Origin of the sequence: Streptococcus parasanguinis, assembly GCF_031582885.1 — a bacterium.
Classification (GTDB): domain Bacteria; phylum Bacillota; class Bacilli; order Lactobacillales; family Streptococcaceae; genus Streptococcus; species Streptococcus parasanguinis_M.
In genome coordinates, this window is the sequence record NZ_CP133988.1 from 1,930,871 (window position 1) to 1,947,321 (window position 16,451).

At 42.7% G+C, this 16,451-nt stretch carries 12 protein-coding genes and 1 pseudogene; 3 read left to right on the top strand and 10 right to left on the bottom strand.

The features are described 5' to 3' along the window. The first annotated feature begins 17 nt into the window (after positions 1-17). Positions 18-1,982, top strand: a complete 1,965-nt coding sequence (locus RDV49_RS09315; RefSeq protein ID WP_003006157.1) for a peptide ABC transporter substrate-binding protein — start codon at positions 18-20, stop codon at positions 1,980-1,982. 99 nt (positions 1,983-2,081) lie between these two features. On the opposite strand, the gene RDV49_RS09320 is transcribed toward RDV49_RS09315, so the two are convergent. The 6 genes and pseudogenes from RDV49_RS09320 to RDV49_RS09345 form a co-directional block, all read right to left on the bottom strand. After that, a complete protein-coding gene (locus tag RDV49_RS09320; RefSeq protein ID WP_003006153.1) occupies positions 2,082-4,085 on the bottom strand; it encodes an FtsX-like permease family protein in 2,004 nt (667 codons plus the stop codon). Continuing rightward, positions 4,078-4,845, bottom strand: coding sequence for an ABC transporter ATP-binding protein (locus tag RDV49_RS09325; RefSeq protein WP_003006150.1), 768 nt, complete (start codon positions 4,843-4,845; stop codon positions 4,078-4,080). Before RDV49_RS09325 ends, RDV49_RS09320 begins: the two co-directional genes overlap by 8 nt. A 325-nt stretch (positions 4,846-5,170) precedes the next feature. Then, positions 5,171-5,740, bottom strand: coding sequence for a hypothetical protein (locus tag RDV49_RS09330; protein ID WP_003006147.1), 570 nt, complete (start codon positions 5,738-5,740; stop codon positions 5,171-5,173). Between the two features lie 213 nt (positions 5,741-5,953). After that, entirely contained in the window at positions 5,954-7,072 is a 1,119-nt protein-coding gene (locus RDV49_RS09335; RefSeq protein ID WP_037607799.1) for a DUF4767 domain-containing protein, read from the bottom strand. Between the two features lie 93 nt (positions 7,073-7,165). Next, positions 7,166-8,022 (bottom strand): annotated as a pseudogene (locus RDV49_RS09340) (alpha/beta hydrolase). Beyond that, positions 8,009-9,301: a PTS transporter subunit EIIC gene (locus RDV49_RS09345; protein ID WP_003006136.1), complete on the bottom strand. Its 1,293-nt coding sequence runs from the start codon at positions 9,299-9,301 to the stop codon at positions 8,009-8,011. The pseudogene RDV49_RS09340 and the gene RDV49_RS09345 overlap by 14 nt, the downstream one beginning before the upstream one ends. A gap of 320 nt (positions 9,302-9,621) precedes the next feature. Here RDV49_RS09345 and RDV49_RS09350 point away from each other — a divergent pair, with 320 nt between their 5' ends. Together RDV49_RS09350 and RDV49_RS09355 are read left to right on the top strand one after the other, a co-directional pair. Continuing rightward, the gene (locus RDV49_RS09350) at positions 9,622-11,016 is read left to right on the top strand and encodes an MFS transporter (RefSeq protein ID WP_003006134.1); all 1,395 of its coding nucleotides are present in this window, start codon (positions 9,622-9,624) and stop codon (positions 11,014-11,016) included. 503 nt (positions 11,017-11,519) lie between these two features. Continuing rightward, positions 11,520-12,215: a VIT1/CCC1 transporter family protein gene (locus RDV49_RS09355; protein WP_003006131.1), complete on the top strand. Its 696-nt coding sequence runs from the start codon at positions 11,520-11,522 to the stop codon at positions 12,213-12,215. Positions 12,216-12,243: 28 nt separating this feature from the next. Here the strand turns inward: RDV49_RS09355 and RDV49_RS09360 are convergent, their stop codons facing one another. The 4 genes from RDV49_RS09360 to RDV49_RS09375 form a co-directional block, all read right to left on the bottom strand. Next, positions 12,244-12,783, bottom strand: coding sequence for an NADPH-dependent FMN reductase (locus RDV49_RS09360; protein ID WP_003006128.1), 540 nt, complete (start codon positions 12,781-12,783; stop codon positions 12,244-12,246). A 314-nt stretch (positions 12,784-13,097) separates the two neighbouring features. Further along, positions 13,098-14,156, bottom strand: coding sequence for an Rpn family recombination-promoting nuclease/putative transposase (locus RDV49_RS09365; RefSeq protein ID WP_003006125.1), 1,059 nt, complete (start codon positions 14,154-14,156; stop codon positions 13,098-13,100). A gap of 244 nt (positions 14,157-14,400) precedes the next feature. Continuing rightward, positions 14,401-15,324 carry an L-lactate dehydrogenase gene (locus RDV49_RS09370; RefSeq protein WP_003006122.1) on the bottom strand — a complete coding sequence of 308 codons (924 nt, stop codon included), beginning with the start codon at positions 15,322-15,324 and terminating at the stop codon, positions 14,401-14,403. Between the two features lie 152 nt (positions 15,325-15,476). Beyond that, on the bottom strand, positions 15,477-16,352 hold the full coding sequence (locus RDV49_RS09375; RefSeq protein WP_037607797.1) for an Rpn family recombination-promoting nuclease/putative transposase: 876 nt from the start codon (positions 16,350-16,352) through the stop codon (positions 15,477-15,479). Between the last annotated feature and the right edge of the window lie 99 nt (positions 16,353-16,451).

Consider the following 16,451-nt stretch of genomic DNA (forward strand, 5'->3'; position numbering starts at 1 on the left):
CAAAAGGAGACACGAATATGAAAAAATCGAAGCTTGCTCTTTTAGCAGGTGTCGCCGCGGCTTCAACGCTTTTCCTTGCTGCATGTGGCTCATCTTCTAATGCGTCAAAAGGGACTACCTACAACTACGTGTATGGTACAGACCCTGATTCCTTGAACTATTTGACTTCAAATCGTTCAACTACAAGCGACATTACAACCAACTTGGTCGATGGTTTGTTTGAAAACGATCAATACGGTAACTTAGTGCCTGCTCTTGCTGAGGACTGGTCCGTTTCAAAAGACGGTCTCACTTATACCTACAAGCTTCGAAAAGACGCGAAGTGGTATGATTCAGAAGGAAATGAATACGCTGACGTCACTGCACAAGATTTCGTGACATCTCTAAAATACGTAGCAGATAAAAAATCGGATGCTCTTTACTTGGTTCAAAACTCAGTCAAAGGCTTGGATGACTATGTAAACGGGAAAACCAAAGACTTCTCAACTGTTGGGGTAAAAGCTGTTGATGATCACACTCTTCAATACACTTTGAACCAACCTGAATCTTTCTGGAATTCTAAATTGACCACTGCTACCATGATGCCAGTTAATGAAAAATTCTTGGAATCAGCTGGGAAAGACTTTGGTAGCGTGAAACCAAATGGTATCCTCTACAATGGTCCATACATTTTGAAATCCTTCACTTCAAAATCACAAATCGAGTTGGATAAAAACCCTGATTACTACGACAAGAAAAATGTTCACATCGATACGGTTAAATTGACTTACTTCGATGGATCTGACCAAGACTATCTTGCTCGTAACTTCTCAGATGGGAACCTATCTACTGCTCGTCTCTTCCCAACAAGCTCAACTTACAGTACGATTGAGAAGAAATTCAAGGATAACATCGTTTATTCCCCACAAGATTCTACTGTTTACTACGCTTACTTCAACGTCAACCGTCAAAATTACGGCCATACGAAGAAGACATCTGATGAGCAAAAGAACAACACGAAGACAGCCCTTCAAAACAAAAACTTCCGTCAAGCTTTGAACTTCGCTTTGGATAGAACTTCCTACAGCGCTCAAGTTAACGGGAAAGACGGAGCATCAAAAACTCTACGTACCCTTCTAGTTCCACCGACATTTGTGCAAGCGGACGGGAAAGACTTCGGTACGCTCGTTGAAGAAAAACTTGCCGCAACAGGAGATGAGTGGAAAGGTGTTAGCTTTGCTGACGCGCAAGATAGCTTGCATAATGCGGATAAAGCCAAAGCGGAACTTGAAAAAGCGAAATCTGAATTGCAATCACAAGGTGTTCAATTCCCAATCCATATCGACTATATTGTAGACCAATCTTCTAATGCTCTTGTCCAACAAGCAGACTCTATGAAGAGTTCTATTGAAACAGCGCTTGGTAAAGACAATGTCGTGATCGATGTACAAAAATTGTCTACAGACGATGCAGATAACGCTACTTATTTTGCCCAATCACCAGAGCAAAAAGACTTTGATATGGATATCACTGGTTGGGGACCTGACTTCCAAGACCCATCTACTTACTTGGATATCTTAAACTCAACAGATGGTTCAACCTTGACTGGTATGGGACTTGATCCTAAGAAAGACCAAGCACTCATCGAGAAAATTGGTTTGAACGAATACCAAGCATTGCTAGATGCTGCCAATGCTGAAAAATTGGATACCAATGCACGTTATGAAAAATACGCTGCTGCCCAAGCTTGGTTGACAGAAAATGCCATGGTTCTTCCAATCTACTCTAAGGGTGGAGTTCCATCTATCACGAAGGTAACACCATTCTCAAGAGCAAATTCTGCAATTGGTATTAAAGGTGAAACAACCTTCTTCAAATACCAAAAGGTTCAAGACAAGACAGTCACAACTGCTGACTACGAAAAAGCTTATAAGAATTGGTTGAAGGAAAAAGAAGAATCAAACAAAAAAGCGCAAGAAGAACTTGCAAAACACGTGAAATAATCACGAAAGAAAACACCGAGGATATAATCCCCGGTGTTTTTTGTGCTAACAAAATGTTGTATGTTTCATCTTATTTCTAATCTTTTATAGACTCGAACGCTATCTCACGACAATCTTTCGATAACTTCTAGAAGTCAGAAGAAAGACGAGAACATAAGAGATGAAAAAGACAGCGCAGATAGAGAGAGTTGTTTGAAGGACCAAGCCCGCATTGGTCGCTCCTAAGATAGCAACGATTTTTGCGATCATCTTGTAGGCCACTCCTAGGTAGAGGAAGGAGAAGAATAAAGGAAGGAAAAAGACAGTGAGTATCTGTTTGCGAATGGTGGTGGCCGTTTGCTTTTGGTCCAATCCTACTTGTTGCAAGATCACAAAATTTTCCCGGTCCTCATAGCCCTCTGAAATCTGTTTGTAGTAAATGACAAGAACTGTAGCTAATAGAAAGATCACCGATAGAAAAATCCCGATAAATAGAAGAGTCCCTGCTGTTTCACGCCAATCTTTCTCTATACTGTATCGATCAAATCCACCAAAATAAGTCGCACCATATTGACTGATTTTGTCTGTCGAATACAGCTCTTTGATCAAGCCAGAAATAAAATCTTGGTTAACTTTATTTTTAGCACTAATAGAGAATTCCAAATTTTTATCAACTTTTAGTCCCAGTTGGTTCAAGTCAGGGAGGACCAGGTACAAGCCCATTTGGTGTTGAAACAGGTCGGCTTGAGGGAGTTTCCCTTGGATAAAATTGGAGTTTAGCTTTTCTTTAATCGTGAAGGTCTTCCCATTGATTTCTAATTGTGCGTCTAATCTTCCAGGATATTGATACCCATAGGCTAGGATTTCATTTTCCCCAAGCTCAACTTTTTGACCGGTCAGTTGCTCGTAAGTCGCCTGATCAAAAAAGTAGACTGTTCCTTCTGACTTCAACTCCTGACCATTTGATGAAGTGGACTGGTCATTCACCTCTAACACCTTTCCATCAATTTTTCTAATTTCAGCCGACCAGTATGTTGTCTGTGCCACCTGGTAATCTGACAGATGGGTTGCATCGGCTGTTTTCTTAATTTGAGCTTGAACATCCACAATAACCGGTTCTGTCTCAGCATCTGAAGGCATATGCCCCACACTAATCATGTAATCCGAAGGGTAAACAGTATCTAGGTAATTCTGCCCTCCAATAAAGATATTGAGCGACCCAGTTAAGGTGACCAAGACCATGGTGGAAAGAATACTAATGGTCGCGAGGCCCGCTGCATTTTTTCGCATCCGAGCTATTAAGTTAGAGACAGATATAAAATTCTCTGGCTTGTAATAATAGGATTTCCGACCTTTGAGAAATCTTAAGAAGGTAATGGATCCTGCGTTGAATAAGAGATAAGTCGCAAGAATGACCAAGATAACGGCAATAAAGAATCCTTGGACAGCCGCAACTGGACGCTCAACGGTTAGCGCCATATAAAAAGCAATTCCTAAGAGCCCTAGACCTAACAGAGTTTGAACCAGCAAGAAGCGTCCCTTCTTCTCCCCTGCCTTTTTCTGTTGCATGAGGTGGAGGGAACTGTAGCGCAAGAGGCGGAAAGAGTTCAACAAAAGAATGAGGCCAAAAGCTAAGGCTAACCCAAGTAAAGTGTTAAGAACAGCCTCTATCTGGAAGGTTGATTGAATGACGACTGGTAGACCCATACATTTTAGAAGCAAGGCAAAAATCAAGCGATCAAACAAGAGCCCCAAACCCAGTCCTACTCCAACTGTGAGAACATAGAAGAAGAGCAATTCCCATAAGGTCATGATGAGGAGATGCTTCTTCTCCATTCCCAGAACACTGTACAAGCCCAGTTCTTTGGAACGATTTTTCATGACGTAGCCATTGGCATAAGCCACCAAAATGATGACGACCAGCTGGACGACGAAACTGCCAAAACCAAGAACAGTTCTCGCCGATCCCCCTCCGTAAGAATCCTCTAAATGAGGGGTCAATGACAAGGCGATAAAACTATAAAGGATCATGGTCGTTAAAATAACAGCCAAGGCAAAGGGATAATAGAGCTTGCGATTTTGCTTGAGGTTGGAAAGAGCTAATTTACTTGTTAATTTAAACATCACGATCCTCCTTCCCCGCCATGACCGTAAGGGTATCCGAGATTTCTTGGAACATCTGACGCTCTGTCTTTTCCCCGCGGAAAATCTGGTTGTAAAGGATCCCATCCTTGATAAAGAGCACGCGCTTGGCACGCGCTGCTGCTGCGGTTGAGTGGGTCACCATGAGAATGGTTTGCCCCATGGTATTGATGTCTTCAAAGACATCCAGTAACGCAGCTGAAGACTTAGAATCCAGCGCCCCTGTTGGCTCATCAGCCAGGAGGATTTCTGGTGAGGTGATGATGGCCCGCGCTACGGCCACCCGTTGCTTTTGACCACCAGAGATTTCGTAAGGGTATTTTTCTAAGAGCTGGTGAATGCCCAACTCCCGACTCACGCTATCCACCTTGCTCATCATTTCCTTGACTGGTCTGCGAGAAAGGACCAGAGGTAAGAGGATATTATCTTTGACAGACAAGGTATCGAGCAGGTTGAAGTCTTGAAAGACAAAGCCTAGTTTTTCCCGACGGAAGCTCGAGGCATCCTTGTTCTTGATGGTTGAGGTATCTATGCTATTTAGGTAGACCCGTCCTTCCGTCGGCTGGTCCAGCATGGCCAGGATATTGAGGAGGGTGGATTTTCCGGATCCTGACTCTCCCATGATGGCCACGTATTCGCCTTTTTCAACTGTGAAGTGGATATCCTTTAAGGCTTCAACCTGCGTTCCTTGAAAGCGGGTTTTGTAGATTTTTTTGATATGTTGAACGTCTAGTAGAGTCATGGTCCGTTCCTTTCTAGCTCGAAAAAGCTTCAATTGTTTTTTACAAATCAATTGTACTAAAATAAGAACGCTTTCACCATAACATAACCTTACATTTTACCCTTTATTTCTTACATTTTTGTAAGAAAACAAAAATAGGCTAGGACAAAAGTCCTAGCCTATTAATTGTTTTGGGATTGTCGAGCAAGACGCAGTGGTTGAGTGGGCTCTACTACGCTGATTTCATCAGCTTTTACAGCCCTACTCAACTGTGCGGAGGTGGGACGACGAAATCGAATTCTAACGAATTACCGATTTCTGTCCCACTCTCATTTTCATTTATGAATTATTCAGCTGATGAAGATGAAGAGATATAAGGTGAAATCATCTTATATGCACTTTCAAGAGCTTGTTTCATAGTGTCACGTCCAGATTTCAATTGTTGTGCAAAAGCAGTACGTCCTTGTTCAGGAACAACTGTATCATCTGAACCACCAGTTGAAAGCGCCGTATCAAATTGAGTTTTTGATTCGTCCAATGTCTTGAGAGCTGGCTCTACTTGTTGAGTATATATAGATCTATGTGATTCTGGAATTTGATCGCCAAGATCTTGAGCATATTTTTTATAGTTATCCACTAATTTACTATAAAGAGTTTTCATATCACCAATTGTTTTGGCGTTATCGATTTCTTCATCAGTCAACAAGACAATTTCTGGAATTTTAACAGAAGAGGTTGCTGATTTAGATGATTTTGATGAACTGCTTGATTTGCTTTCTGAAGTAGATGATTTTTCTACTTTGCTAGAAGAAGCTTTTGCATCTTTGCTTGATGATTCTGAAGCAGTTTTACCAGAACAAGCTGCTAACGTTGCAACTGACAAGAGAGCCACACCGGCTGTAAGAAGTTTTTTCATATTTTTTCTCCTATAAATAAAGAATGAATATATTTTAAATGATTTTCCTTTAATTGTCAAACATTTTCTGTTTTCAAATATTTATGCACCGCTAATTATCACTAGTTTTTAACATATTTTATATCCTAAAAATTATTTCTTTTATTGTATTTTTATTCATTATTTGAATAAACAAAACCAGAAAAACAGTCTTTTTCTGGTTTATTCTTATTTTTATTGATGAAGTAACTGTGTAAATTCTTCTTGAAGTTCCTTGTTGTCCGTTGGTTTTAGATACATCTTTCCTCCATTGGTCGTTGGAGAATGAAAGACAATGCCTTCTCCTGTATCTGTAATAGCAAAGAAATAACTATGCACATCTGGATACTTGTCCCAATTGCTATAGCTTTCCACGATGCGGTATTTTGCATTTCCCTGACCAGTATCTGTATAAATGGCATCCATCTTACTATTTTCCCCTAGAGTATAGAGGTTGTCTGGTCCTACATCACCACCAGCGATGCCTTTTTGATAGTTGGGTTGTCCCATCTTTTCGCCCCAGGTCTTCATAAATTCTGCTAATTTTGCTGATTTTTCAGCATTCCAAGGCGTTTTTTCCTGGCTTTGGCTATTTCCCGCTGATGGTGTGCTGTCAAAAGTTTGCCAATCGAAACTCTTGAGATCCAATTTTTCCTCATCCGATTTTCCAAAGAGGCTATTCAGATCTGAACCAGGTACTTGGACTTCTTCTTCCTGGACTTTGGTCGCGGCTTGAGGCGTCTTTTCTATTCGTGAGAGCACAGCTACCCCACGGCCAGTTCCTGACATCCAGCTGACTTCTAAGACTTCTCCTCCCTGATAGAGGGTCGTCGCATTGCGCGCTCCACCGTGTCCAGCGACGAAACCTTCAGCTAGCAGAGTCGGTTTTTGCTCCTTGAGGTAATAGACTCCTGTCACAAAGTAGCTTCCATCGGTCTGCTGATTGGCGATGATCATCTCATCTACCCCATCGTTATTTAAGTCCTTAAAGGCATAGCGAACGGCTTCTGGCTGATTGATCACGGTCTCGATCACCCAGCTATTGATCATCCGATCTTCTTTAGCTAATGCATCATTCAATTTGGAAATGGCATCTAAATCTTTTGAAGCGGCAAAAATCTTTTGGTAGTCTGAAAAAACAGACTGGTATAATTGTTTGTTATCTGCTTTTTTCGTCTGTTTTTTAGTGCTTGTCTGGCTTGTTGCAGCCTCTTTTTTGGGACTGGACTGGCGCTGGTATCTCTGGTAACATCCTGTTAACATGACCATACTTGAAGCCACTAAGCCTAACTGCACCCATTGTTTTCTTTTCATCTTATTTCCTATAGTCTCCCTTATTTTCATACTAAACTTTATTATACTAAATTATACTAAAAAAAGAGTGAGGAAGGAATCCCTTCTTCACACTTAGTTTATTTTATTCGGTTTGACTCGACGATCCGTTTGACTCTCAATATGCTCTTTCACCAAGGCAACCACCTCATCATTGGTTGGAAGGTCCGAGTGCTGGGCATCTTCGCCCGTCACCGTAATCTCCGTATAGCTAGCAGCTTGATTTTGGTAGATATATTTCCCAGCAGAGACACTGGCATCCGGGACTAACTCATCTGAATCATAGGTAATGGTCCCTGCTACTGAATACATATGAAGGGTTGTCGGGATGGCTTCTTTTCCCTTGATAAAATCGGCCAACATCTCAGATTTATTTTTGATATTGGTCTCCGTGAAATTGTAAGGAGTCCCGATGGTCATGAGGGTCTTGAGATCTATATCATAATCCCCCAGATAATTTTCAATAAAGGCTGTATAAATCAAGCCACCGTTGGAATGACCTAAACCCTTAAAATTATTAAAATTGTATTTTTCTTGAAGAGCTTCGAAGGCTTGATTAAAGAGTTTGGCTTGCTTTTTAATGTTGCTATAGCCATCTTTGTTGTTTTCAAAACCAACCACAATTACTGGTTCATTGTCCTTGGCATCAATACTACCACTATAGGTGATATGCCCATCATTCCAAACTTTGACCTTGAGCAGGCTGTGTTTGGTTCCTTGGCGACCTTGGTTGAGCTTGGTCACCAAGCCATCGAAGCGGTTCTCTGTTGCTGAGCTTCCCGGGATCATGATGATGGGAGACAATTTTGAATTATAAAATTTCTCGATTTTGAAACATTGGTCCGAGTCCAGCTATAAGAAGGAATGGCTAAAGCAATCAAGAAAAGACTGACCAAAGTAAGGACGATCGCTGTTTTTTTAGATTGCTTCATCGCTTTCTCCTTTCACTTTTAAATCTTTTCGGATACGATTTCCCATGCGGACAAATGGTAGATAAAGGAGCACATCGACGGCAAAACAAAGTATACTCACAGCTAAGGCTCTCAGACTTCCTCCTGTCCCAATAAAGGCATAGAGAAGGCTAGGAGTCCCATCTGGCACTGGATAGACAGATGCCGGCATCAGCTTAAAGCACAAAGCTAGAGCTGCTATTCCCATATTCACCAAAGGGATCAATAAGAAGGGAATCACATATAGGAGATTGAGAAGGACCGGTATCCCTACCATGAAGGAAGCCCCATTGTTAAAGAGACTTGGAAACAGACTGAGAAAACTGACTTTCTTGTCCTTTTGACTTCGTGAAACCAACAGGATCGCCACCAAAAGCGCTAGGACGGCTCCAATTCCAGCTACCAGACCAAAACTGCGGTACAAATTGGTCAAGGTATAGAGATGAGGAATGCCTGTCGTTGTATGATGCGTCACAGCGTAGGTAAGATTTTCCAAAGCAAAGTTATCATCCGCAATTGAGTTCAAGGCAAAGGATTGACTATTACCAAACCAAGCAGATAGCCCACTAAATAGTCCCATGACAAAGGTGGACAGCAGATGATGACTGCTTACCATTAGAGAAGCCAAGAACTGTCGGATAGTCTGAAAAATATTAAATTGATTTCCAAGAACCAAAAGAAGATTGAGGCTAACCCCTAGAACTAAGGATAAGAAAATGGGACGCACCGTCTTGGGTTGATAGATGAAATCCTTGTCTACAATCTGGTCGTCACTAGCCTTGGATAGACGAAAGATTTGCCCGATTAGATAGCCTAAAAAAATCGCTAAGACGATATTGGTCGTCGCAGGTAAGTTGATACGCGTCAGTTGCCCGTCATGGAGGGGGCCCACCAACAATTCCTGAGAGCCTACTATTAGACTGACCAAAAGAGCTATCACTCCAGCTGTCCCTGTTCTTCTACCATAGTGCCCAGCTGTATATTTTCCAGCGAAGTAGGTCACTAAAGGCCCAGCTAGCCCTCCTAGAAAGTTGGAAAAATTACCGAGGACCTGGCTGATGGCCTGATCCCATGGCAACCAGCTATCCATCGAAAAGAGCTGATGGATATAGCCTCGATCGGAGAAGACCGATAGAGCGATCACCCGAATGATTCCAGAAAATAGGAAAAAAGGAAATAAGGAAACCAGGGTTTTCTGGGAAATTTGAATCAAACTTTTTTCTCGTAACCAGAAAAACTTCTGGACTAAATACTTGGTCATGGGGCCTCCTGTTCGAGTTGATTGACTTATTCACGTTGCTTACTTTCTTCTTATTATACCATACTCGCGACCGCATCCTTTCGTTTGGAGAGATGTCATCAGTTGAGAATGCTGTTAATATTTTCAAAACTTTTCAAAAACTCTTTGACAGGGGTCTTCATTTCCTCTATACTATTTGTTAGCTAACAAAACGATGGATCAGGTTACCGTTGGTCTTGCTATGCTCATAGCGATTGGAGCTGACGGAAAATCAGATCGTAACCATGATTTTTATACCATAGTCCATATCTTTAGGAAGATTTAGGAGGAATCAGACACCGATGTCACAAGAAAAAATTTCAGCCAAGGTCTTATTTGCAATCTTTGCAACAGGGATCCTTTCCTTTTGCGGGGTGGCTGGAGAAACTGCCATGAATATCACCTTCCCAATATTGATGAAGGAATTTGAGATCAATACCGCAACCGTCCAGTGGGTCACCACCATCTATCTTCTAGTGGTTGCCTGTGTAGTCCCCTTATCAGCCTACCTCAAGCGCTCTTTTAAAATGAAGTCCATCTTTTTAGTTGGAAATCTCCTATCTGTTTTAGGTGTTCTCATTGACTTCCTAGCTCCAAGTTTTGGCTTTGTGGTTTTGGGTCGATTGGTCCAAGGAATGGGGGTTGGTTTTGCCCTTCCTCTGATGTTTAATATCATTTTAGAGCAGGTACCAAAATGCAAGATTGGTCTCATGATGGGAGTGGGGACCCTGATTACAGCTATCGCTCCCGCCATTGGGCCTACTGTCGGTGGTCTCTTGACGGCCAACTTCGGTTGGCGGTCCATCTTTTTGGTTCAATTCCCGATCCTTCTAGCTTCGCTAGTTGCAGGACTTCGCTCCATTGAACAAATCAGTACAGTCAAGCGAGAAACGCTTGATATCATGAGCCTTCTCGCCATTATTGCTTCATTTTTAGGCTTGATTTTAGGGATTCACGGTCTTTCTGATCATGCTTTCTTTAGTTTTTCTGTCCTTGGTTGGCTGGTGATCGGGTTCTTGGGACTCGTTCTCTTGGTCTGGCGGTCCAATCAGTTGGAGACTCCCATTATCAACCTTGCCATCTTAAAGAACCATCTCCTCACTGGCCATGTTCTTGCCTTTTTCACCTTCCAATTAGGCTCTCTTGCCATGAGTTTTCTCTTGCCCAATTATGTCCAATTGGTCAACCACTCGAGTACCACACTTGCAGCCTTGATGTTGCTTCCAGGAGCCATCATTGGAGCAGGTTTTGCTCCCTTCTCTGGTCTCATTCTAGATAAGTTGGGCGCTCGCAAACCGATTCTCCTTGGAGCTGCTTTAATCCTTCTGGCCCATTTCCACTTCACCCTTTTTGCCCTGAAGCTGACAAATGGCTTGATTCTTATCTTTTACATGATCTTCATGACCGGTATGGGACTTGCCTTTGGCAATATCATGACAAACGGACAGAAACAACTGGCGCTGGAGGAGCAACCTGATGCGAACGCGATCTTTAACACCCTGCAACAATTTGCAGGCGCTGTCGGAACAACCCTGGCTTCACTGATCGTTGCCATGAGCCAAGCCAATCAAAAGATGGACTTCACCCAAGCCACTGCTAAAGGAAGCCGCAACGGTTTTATGGTCCTATTTGCCTTGGGTATTTTCCAACTCCTTCTCTTATTTTGGGTTGTGGGAAAAGAAAATGAAACGAACTAATTTATCTCATTAAAAAAGGGTTGGGCAAAAAACTGTCCAACCTTCGATCTTTGATAGAAATAACTGTATGACGCAGTGGTTGATTGCTCAAAGCACTGCTTTGAGGTGGTAGATAGGACTTGCGAAGCAAGTTTCCTAAGTATTTGTTCGCTTGATTAAGCTCCAAAGAAGACCTAATCAACTTTGCGGGGGTGGGAAAATTGAAAAGGTTCGGGGAACCTTTTCAATTTTTTTATTTTACGGAGTTCTTTCCCACTCCCTTTTTATTATCCTTTTCTAACCCGTGTGACAATGCCATCAGGATCCTCAAAGGTAAAGTCACTTCTGCTAAATAAATCTTGCTAGAATAGGCGTATGTCCTATTCTTTCTTTTTGCTTGCAATACCAAAGATTATAACTTAAATTTCATTAAATTGTCGAACTTTTATCATTTGAGTTAAAATCCTTGCTTTCTTTTTGTATTTTATTTATAATCATTCTAAATAAGATGAAGGAGATATTGTATGACTGAAATGAAACATGGAGTAGATGAATCATTTAACGACCGCTTGAATATCTTGAGAGCCGCTGTTCTCGGGGCCAATGATGGGATTATTTCTATAGCTGGGGTGGTGATCGGGGTAGCCAGTGCCACGTCAAACATCTGGATCATTTTCCTTTCTGGCTTATCGGCGATTCTGGCAGGTGCTTTCTCGATGGCGGGCGGTGAGTATGTCTCTGTTTCCACACAAAAAGACACGGAAGAAGCCGCTGTGAACCGCGAACAAGCCTTGTTGGATCGCGATCCAAAGTTAGCGAGAGAATCTCTCTACCACGCTTATCTTCAAAATGGAGAATGCGAAACTTCCGCAAAGATTTTGACAGAACGGGCCTTTCTGAAACATCCACTCAAAGCCCTGGTCGAAGAGAAATATGGTATCGAATATGAGGAGTTTACCAATCCTTGGCATGCTGCTGCATCTAGCTTCCTTGCTTTTTCAGTTGGTTCCCTTCCTCCAATGCTCTCTATCATTCTCTTTCCAGCTGCCTATCGCATTCCGGTGACAGTCTTCGTTGTTGGACTATCCTTGATCTTCACTGGCTATACCAGTGCAAAACTAGGAAAAGCACCAACCAAGCCAGCGATGCTTCGCAACCTCATCATTGGACTTCTCACCATGGGTGTGACTTACTTCTTCGGACAACTCTTTAGTATCTAAAAAGCTGAGACTTCTGTCTCAGCTTTTCTTATGCTTCTAATAAGGCTTGTGCTTGTTTTTCCAGTCCTGCGACCGCTTCATCTGTCAAGACCAATTCACCTGTTTCCCAAGCTTCTGGGTTAACGGTTGTTCCAGTAAACTCTCCAACCACTTGAGTCCGAACGAATGGTAAGAGCGCTTGGTAAGCCGCAAACATTGGCTCGTGTCCTGCATTAGCGACTGAAGAGACGGTTACGATCTTGTCTTGAAGGGCAGATGGACCACGAGTTTCTGACAGGTCAAGGGCACGGCTAAGCCAGTCGATCAGGTTTTTCACTACACCTGGAATGGCAAAGTTGTAGACTGGTGAGAAGATCCAGATGGCATCCGCAGCAAGGACCGCATCACGCGCTGCTTGCACAGCTGGCAAGGTTGGTGTTTCTAAATCTTGGTTCATCATTGGGATGTCCTTGTAGTCCAAGTAAGTCACCGTTGCTTTTCCTTCAAGAAGGCTTTCTGCTTTCTGGGCCATTTGGTGGTTGAATGATCCTTGACGAAGAGATCCGACGATAAATAAAATGTTTTTCATAGTTGTTTCCTCTTTCTGTTGTAAGATTATTCATTACAATAGTTATTATACAGGATCACAATGTAATGTCAAGGATTACAACTCGTATTTTTAAACTTCTATTCCAGTTCACTAGGTGAGGGGCAAGAGGAGTGAGAAAAAAGGTTGGATAAAAGTTTCCAACCTTCAATACATCATAACCGTATAAATCTGTAGAGGATCAAGATCCAAAAATAACGAACTCCTGACGATCTTTACAATCCATTTTAGAACTACTTTTTTCTCAGCAAGGTAATTCTCGAAGTTTCATTGTTCCCAAAATTCTGTTCACGCTACTACTCCTCGTCAGACGAATCCGTAGCCAACATTTTTTTGATGGATTCGCTGGATAAATCCGTCATTTCAGCAATCATCTCGATACTCATCCCCTTCAAAGCCAGTTTCTGAATCAGAGACTGCTGACCAGCTTGAACTCCTAACTCCATGCCTTCTTGTCTGCCTTGTTCCAATCCCTGTTCAAGACCACGCTCGAGACCTTGTTCTAAACCTTGTTCAAGACCTTGTTCAAGACCTTGTTCGAGTCCCTGTTCGAGTCCCTGTTCAAGACCTTTTTTCAACCCTTTCTGAAAACCGGCTTCCAGTTGTTCTTTCCGAAAGGTATCCATGCTCATTTCCCAATTTTCTCTGATACGAATCCGTTCATCAATCATTTCTTTTTCCTCCCTTGTCCAATTTGATGGGATCAGGAGTGATTCTGCCTGCTCGATCACTTGATCTGGTTGATGACTGAATGGGCGATTGCCAAAAAATTCAAGCCATTGTCTCCAGTGAGCATTCAACTCCGTATCTCTACTTTCATTATACTTATCCAACTCTAAAAAGGCAACCTTTAACATATTGTGCGCTACTCCATCCTTTCGAGAGCTATAAAGAGCTGTCCCATCTACTGTATGGCGCATTTCATAGACATTGACAGGTGAATCTAAATGAGGAAAAATACTTCGCTCAAGGATAGCGATCCCATAGACCGGCTCCAGCTCCCGGTACATAGAATGGGTCGCCCCTTTCTTTCGCTTGCGTTGGACATTTTCTACTAGCTGATTGGCTAAATAATAGTGGAAACGATTCAGGAAATATTCTTGCTTCAAAACTTGAATCTCAATGATCACTTCAAGCCCACTATCTAGTCTTGCTCTCACATCAACGGATGTTTCAAACGGAAGATCTCCTAAAAACCCTTGCTCATGGATTTGGTCTCCTTCTAAAATCTCAACGGACTCTACTGGCAGATCCAAGACTTCGCGGATGAATTTCGCTGTCACATCCGGAAGGCTAAAAATCTTTTTTGCCATTAAATCCAAGGTGGGCGATACATACTCGTGTCGTTTCTTCATAGCAACCTCCAATGATTTCGTGTAGGGAATCCCCTCACTTATACCATTCGAAAAAATTGCAGAAAAAAGGGAGTGGGAAAGAACTCTGACTAGTTAAAAAGAGTTCGTTTTCCCACCCCCGCACAAGTTGATTAGGTTATCTTTGGAGCTTAAAAAGCGAACAAAGATACCAATCAACCACTGCGTCATACTTTTATGCATATTATACATCGAAGGGTGAACAAATTGTGCCCAGCCCTCACTTTTATGCATGCTCCAAACCTTTTCGTGTATTTTCTTTGATGGTTTCGGCTGAATGGAGTAATTTTTCTTTTTCTTCTTCTGTCAAATGCAAATCCAATCGTTCAAGAATTCCTTTTCGACCTACGATCGCTGGATAGCCAAGATAGGTTCCATATTCTGGACGATAGTTAGACACTGGCATTTCCTCGTGGCTATCATTGATCACAGCTTCTGCTAAGCGTTGGGCTGCCGCAGCAATCCCAAAGTTGGTATAGAATTTACCAAAGAAAACCGTGTGTCCACCGCGCAAGGACTCGTAGTTGATGGCGTCAAGCTCTTCTTGAGAGAAGAGATCGGTAATAGCATGTCCCTTAACACGGACCTGACTCCAAGCGACAAATTGAGAATTCCCATGCTCACCAAGGTTATAGCCTGATACACTAGCAGGAGAAACCTGCAAACGATCAGCGACTGCACGCTTCATCCGAGCTGTATCAAGTAACGTCCCTGTCCCAATCACCTGCTCTTTTGGAAGGCCGGTATATTGTTGATAGAGTTGAGTGACTGCATCGACCGGATTGGTCACGACCAATAAGACCCCGCTAAAGCCAGAAGCCTTCAAATCACGCGCTACTTGCACCACTTGCTTGCTGGAAAAGGGAAGCTCCGCAAAACGGTCATCAGTGTTATTAGCCTGCAACTCGATATTTCCAAGAGTCGACACCACGACATCCGCATCTTTTAAAGCCGCGTAGTCATTGACCGTGATATGCACCGGATACCCCGTATTGGCAACCGTATCACAAAAATCCAAGGCATCTGCCTTGACCTTTTTCTCATTGGTATCAATCAAGACCAAGTGATCACAGGTGTGTTTCAAAATCATGCTGTGGGCCAAGGTCGCACCCACATGCCCCAAACCAATAATACCAATTTTTCTTGTCATCAGAATCCTCTTTTCTAGTATCGATCACACTGTTGGTGAGGATAGCTCTTTGTTGACTCTATTCTACCACAATTCTAGAAAGGCGGATTGAAAAAATGGGAAAATTTTCAAGTTTTTTCAAAAAGAAAAGAGGCGCTGCCTCTTTTAACGACTCAGGAAAGAAGAGTCTCAATCTCTTCAAGCGACAAACCCGTCATCTCTGAGATAAGATCAGGCGTCATTCCTCGTGAGATCATCTCGCATACCAACTGTTTACGACCTTGTTCCAGACCTTCTTCGCGCGCTTCGTCTATCGCTGTTTCCAGGGTCATATCATAATTTTCTTGAATACGAATCCGCTCGTCTATCATGGTCTTCTCCTCCTTGGTCCAGCTAGATGAATCTAATAATGAATCTGCGTGGGCAACGGCCTGACTGGGAGCTTTTGTGAAGGGAAGATTCCCAAAAAACTCTAGCCACTGTCTGCCTGCATCTGTCAGGTTCTCATCTTTATTATACTTGTCTAGCTCTAAAAAGGCAACCTGCAGAAGATTTTGGTGCTTGCCATTTTTATAATATGCCTTGAGTTGCTTGCCGGACCGGCTATTGGTCAGCCAGTATTTATTGATGGCGGCCTCTTCATCTAGCAAGAGCGACTTCTCCAAAATCGCAATCCCATAGACGGGCTCCATCTGCTCGTACATCTTATGTGTCTGACCTTGCTGGCGCAGTTTTTGCACATTCTCCACCAGCTGATTGGCCAAAAAGTAATGGAACCGATTCAAGAAATACTGCTGCTTGCGAATCTGGATCTCGATGATCACCTCGGTCCCGTCGTGGAGCTTGGCTCTCACATCCACAGCAGTGGAGAACAAGTCATCTTCCTCATAGGCCATGCTGTGGGGCTGGCTTCCCTCCACAATCTGAGCATCCGCTACATCCAGCTCTAAAATATCTCTAATAAACGCCGTCGTCACTTCTGGCAAACTAAAAATCTCCTTGGCCATGATGTCCAAGGTCGGCGATACATGCGCATGTCTCTTTTGCATCCCTGCTCCTTTTCGATAAAAAATGAGGCTGGGACAAAAGTCCTAGCCTCTCAATTATTTTTGGATTGTCGAGCAAGACGCAGTGGTTGAGTGGGCTCT

Bases quoted from the DNA above. Each gene is read 5' to 3' on its own strand.
- RDV49_RS09315 (WP_003006157.1), top strand. From the start codon at position 18: ATGAAAAAATCGAAGCTTGCTCTTTTAGCAGGTGTCGCCGCGGCTTCA.
- RDV49_RS09325 (WP_003006150.1), bottom strand. From the start codon at position 4,845: ATGACTCTACTAGACGTTCAACATATCAAAAAAATCTACAAAACCCGC.
- RDV49_RS09345 (WP_003006136.1), bottom strand. From the start codon at position 9,301: ATGACCAAGTATTTAGTCCAGAAGTTTTTCTGGTTACGAGAAAAAAGT.
- RDV49_RS09350 (WP_003006134.1), top strand. From the start codon at position 9,622: ATGTCACAAGAAAAAATTTCAGCCAAGGTCTTATTTGCAATCTTTGCA.
- RDV49_RS09330 (WP_003006147.1), bottom strand. From the start codon at position 5,740: ATGAAAAAACTTCTTACAGCCGGTGTGGCTCTCTTGTCAGTTGCAACG.
- RDV49_RS09355 (WP_003006131.1), top strand. From the start codon at position 11,520: ATGACTGAAATGAAACATGGAGTAGATGAATCATTTAACGACCGCTTG.
- RDV49_RS09370 (WP_003006122.1), bottom strand. From the start codon at position 15,324: ATGACAAGAAAAATTGGTATTATTGGTTTGGGGCATGTGGGTGCGACC.
- RDV49_RS09360 (WP_003006128.1), bottom strand. From the start codon at position 12,783: ATGAAAAACATTTTATTTATCGTCGGATCTCTTCGTCAAGGATCATTC.
- RDV49_RS09335 (WP_037607799.1), bottom strand. From the start codon at position 7,072: ATGAAAAGAAAACAATGGGTGCAGTTAGGCTTAGTGGCTTCAAGTATG.
- RDV49_RS09365 (WP_003006125.1), bottom strand. From the start codon at position 14,156: ATGAAGAAACGACACGAGTATGTATCGCCCACCTTGGATTTAATGGCA.
- RDV49_RS09320 (WP_003006153.1), bottom strand. From the start codon at position 4,085: ATGTTTAAATTAACAAGTAAATTAGCTCTTTCCAACCTCAAGCAAAAT.
- RDV49_RS09375 (WP_037607797.1), bottom strand. From the start codon at position 16,352: ATGCAAAAGAGACATGCGCATGTATCGCCGACCTTGGACATCATGGCC.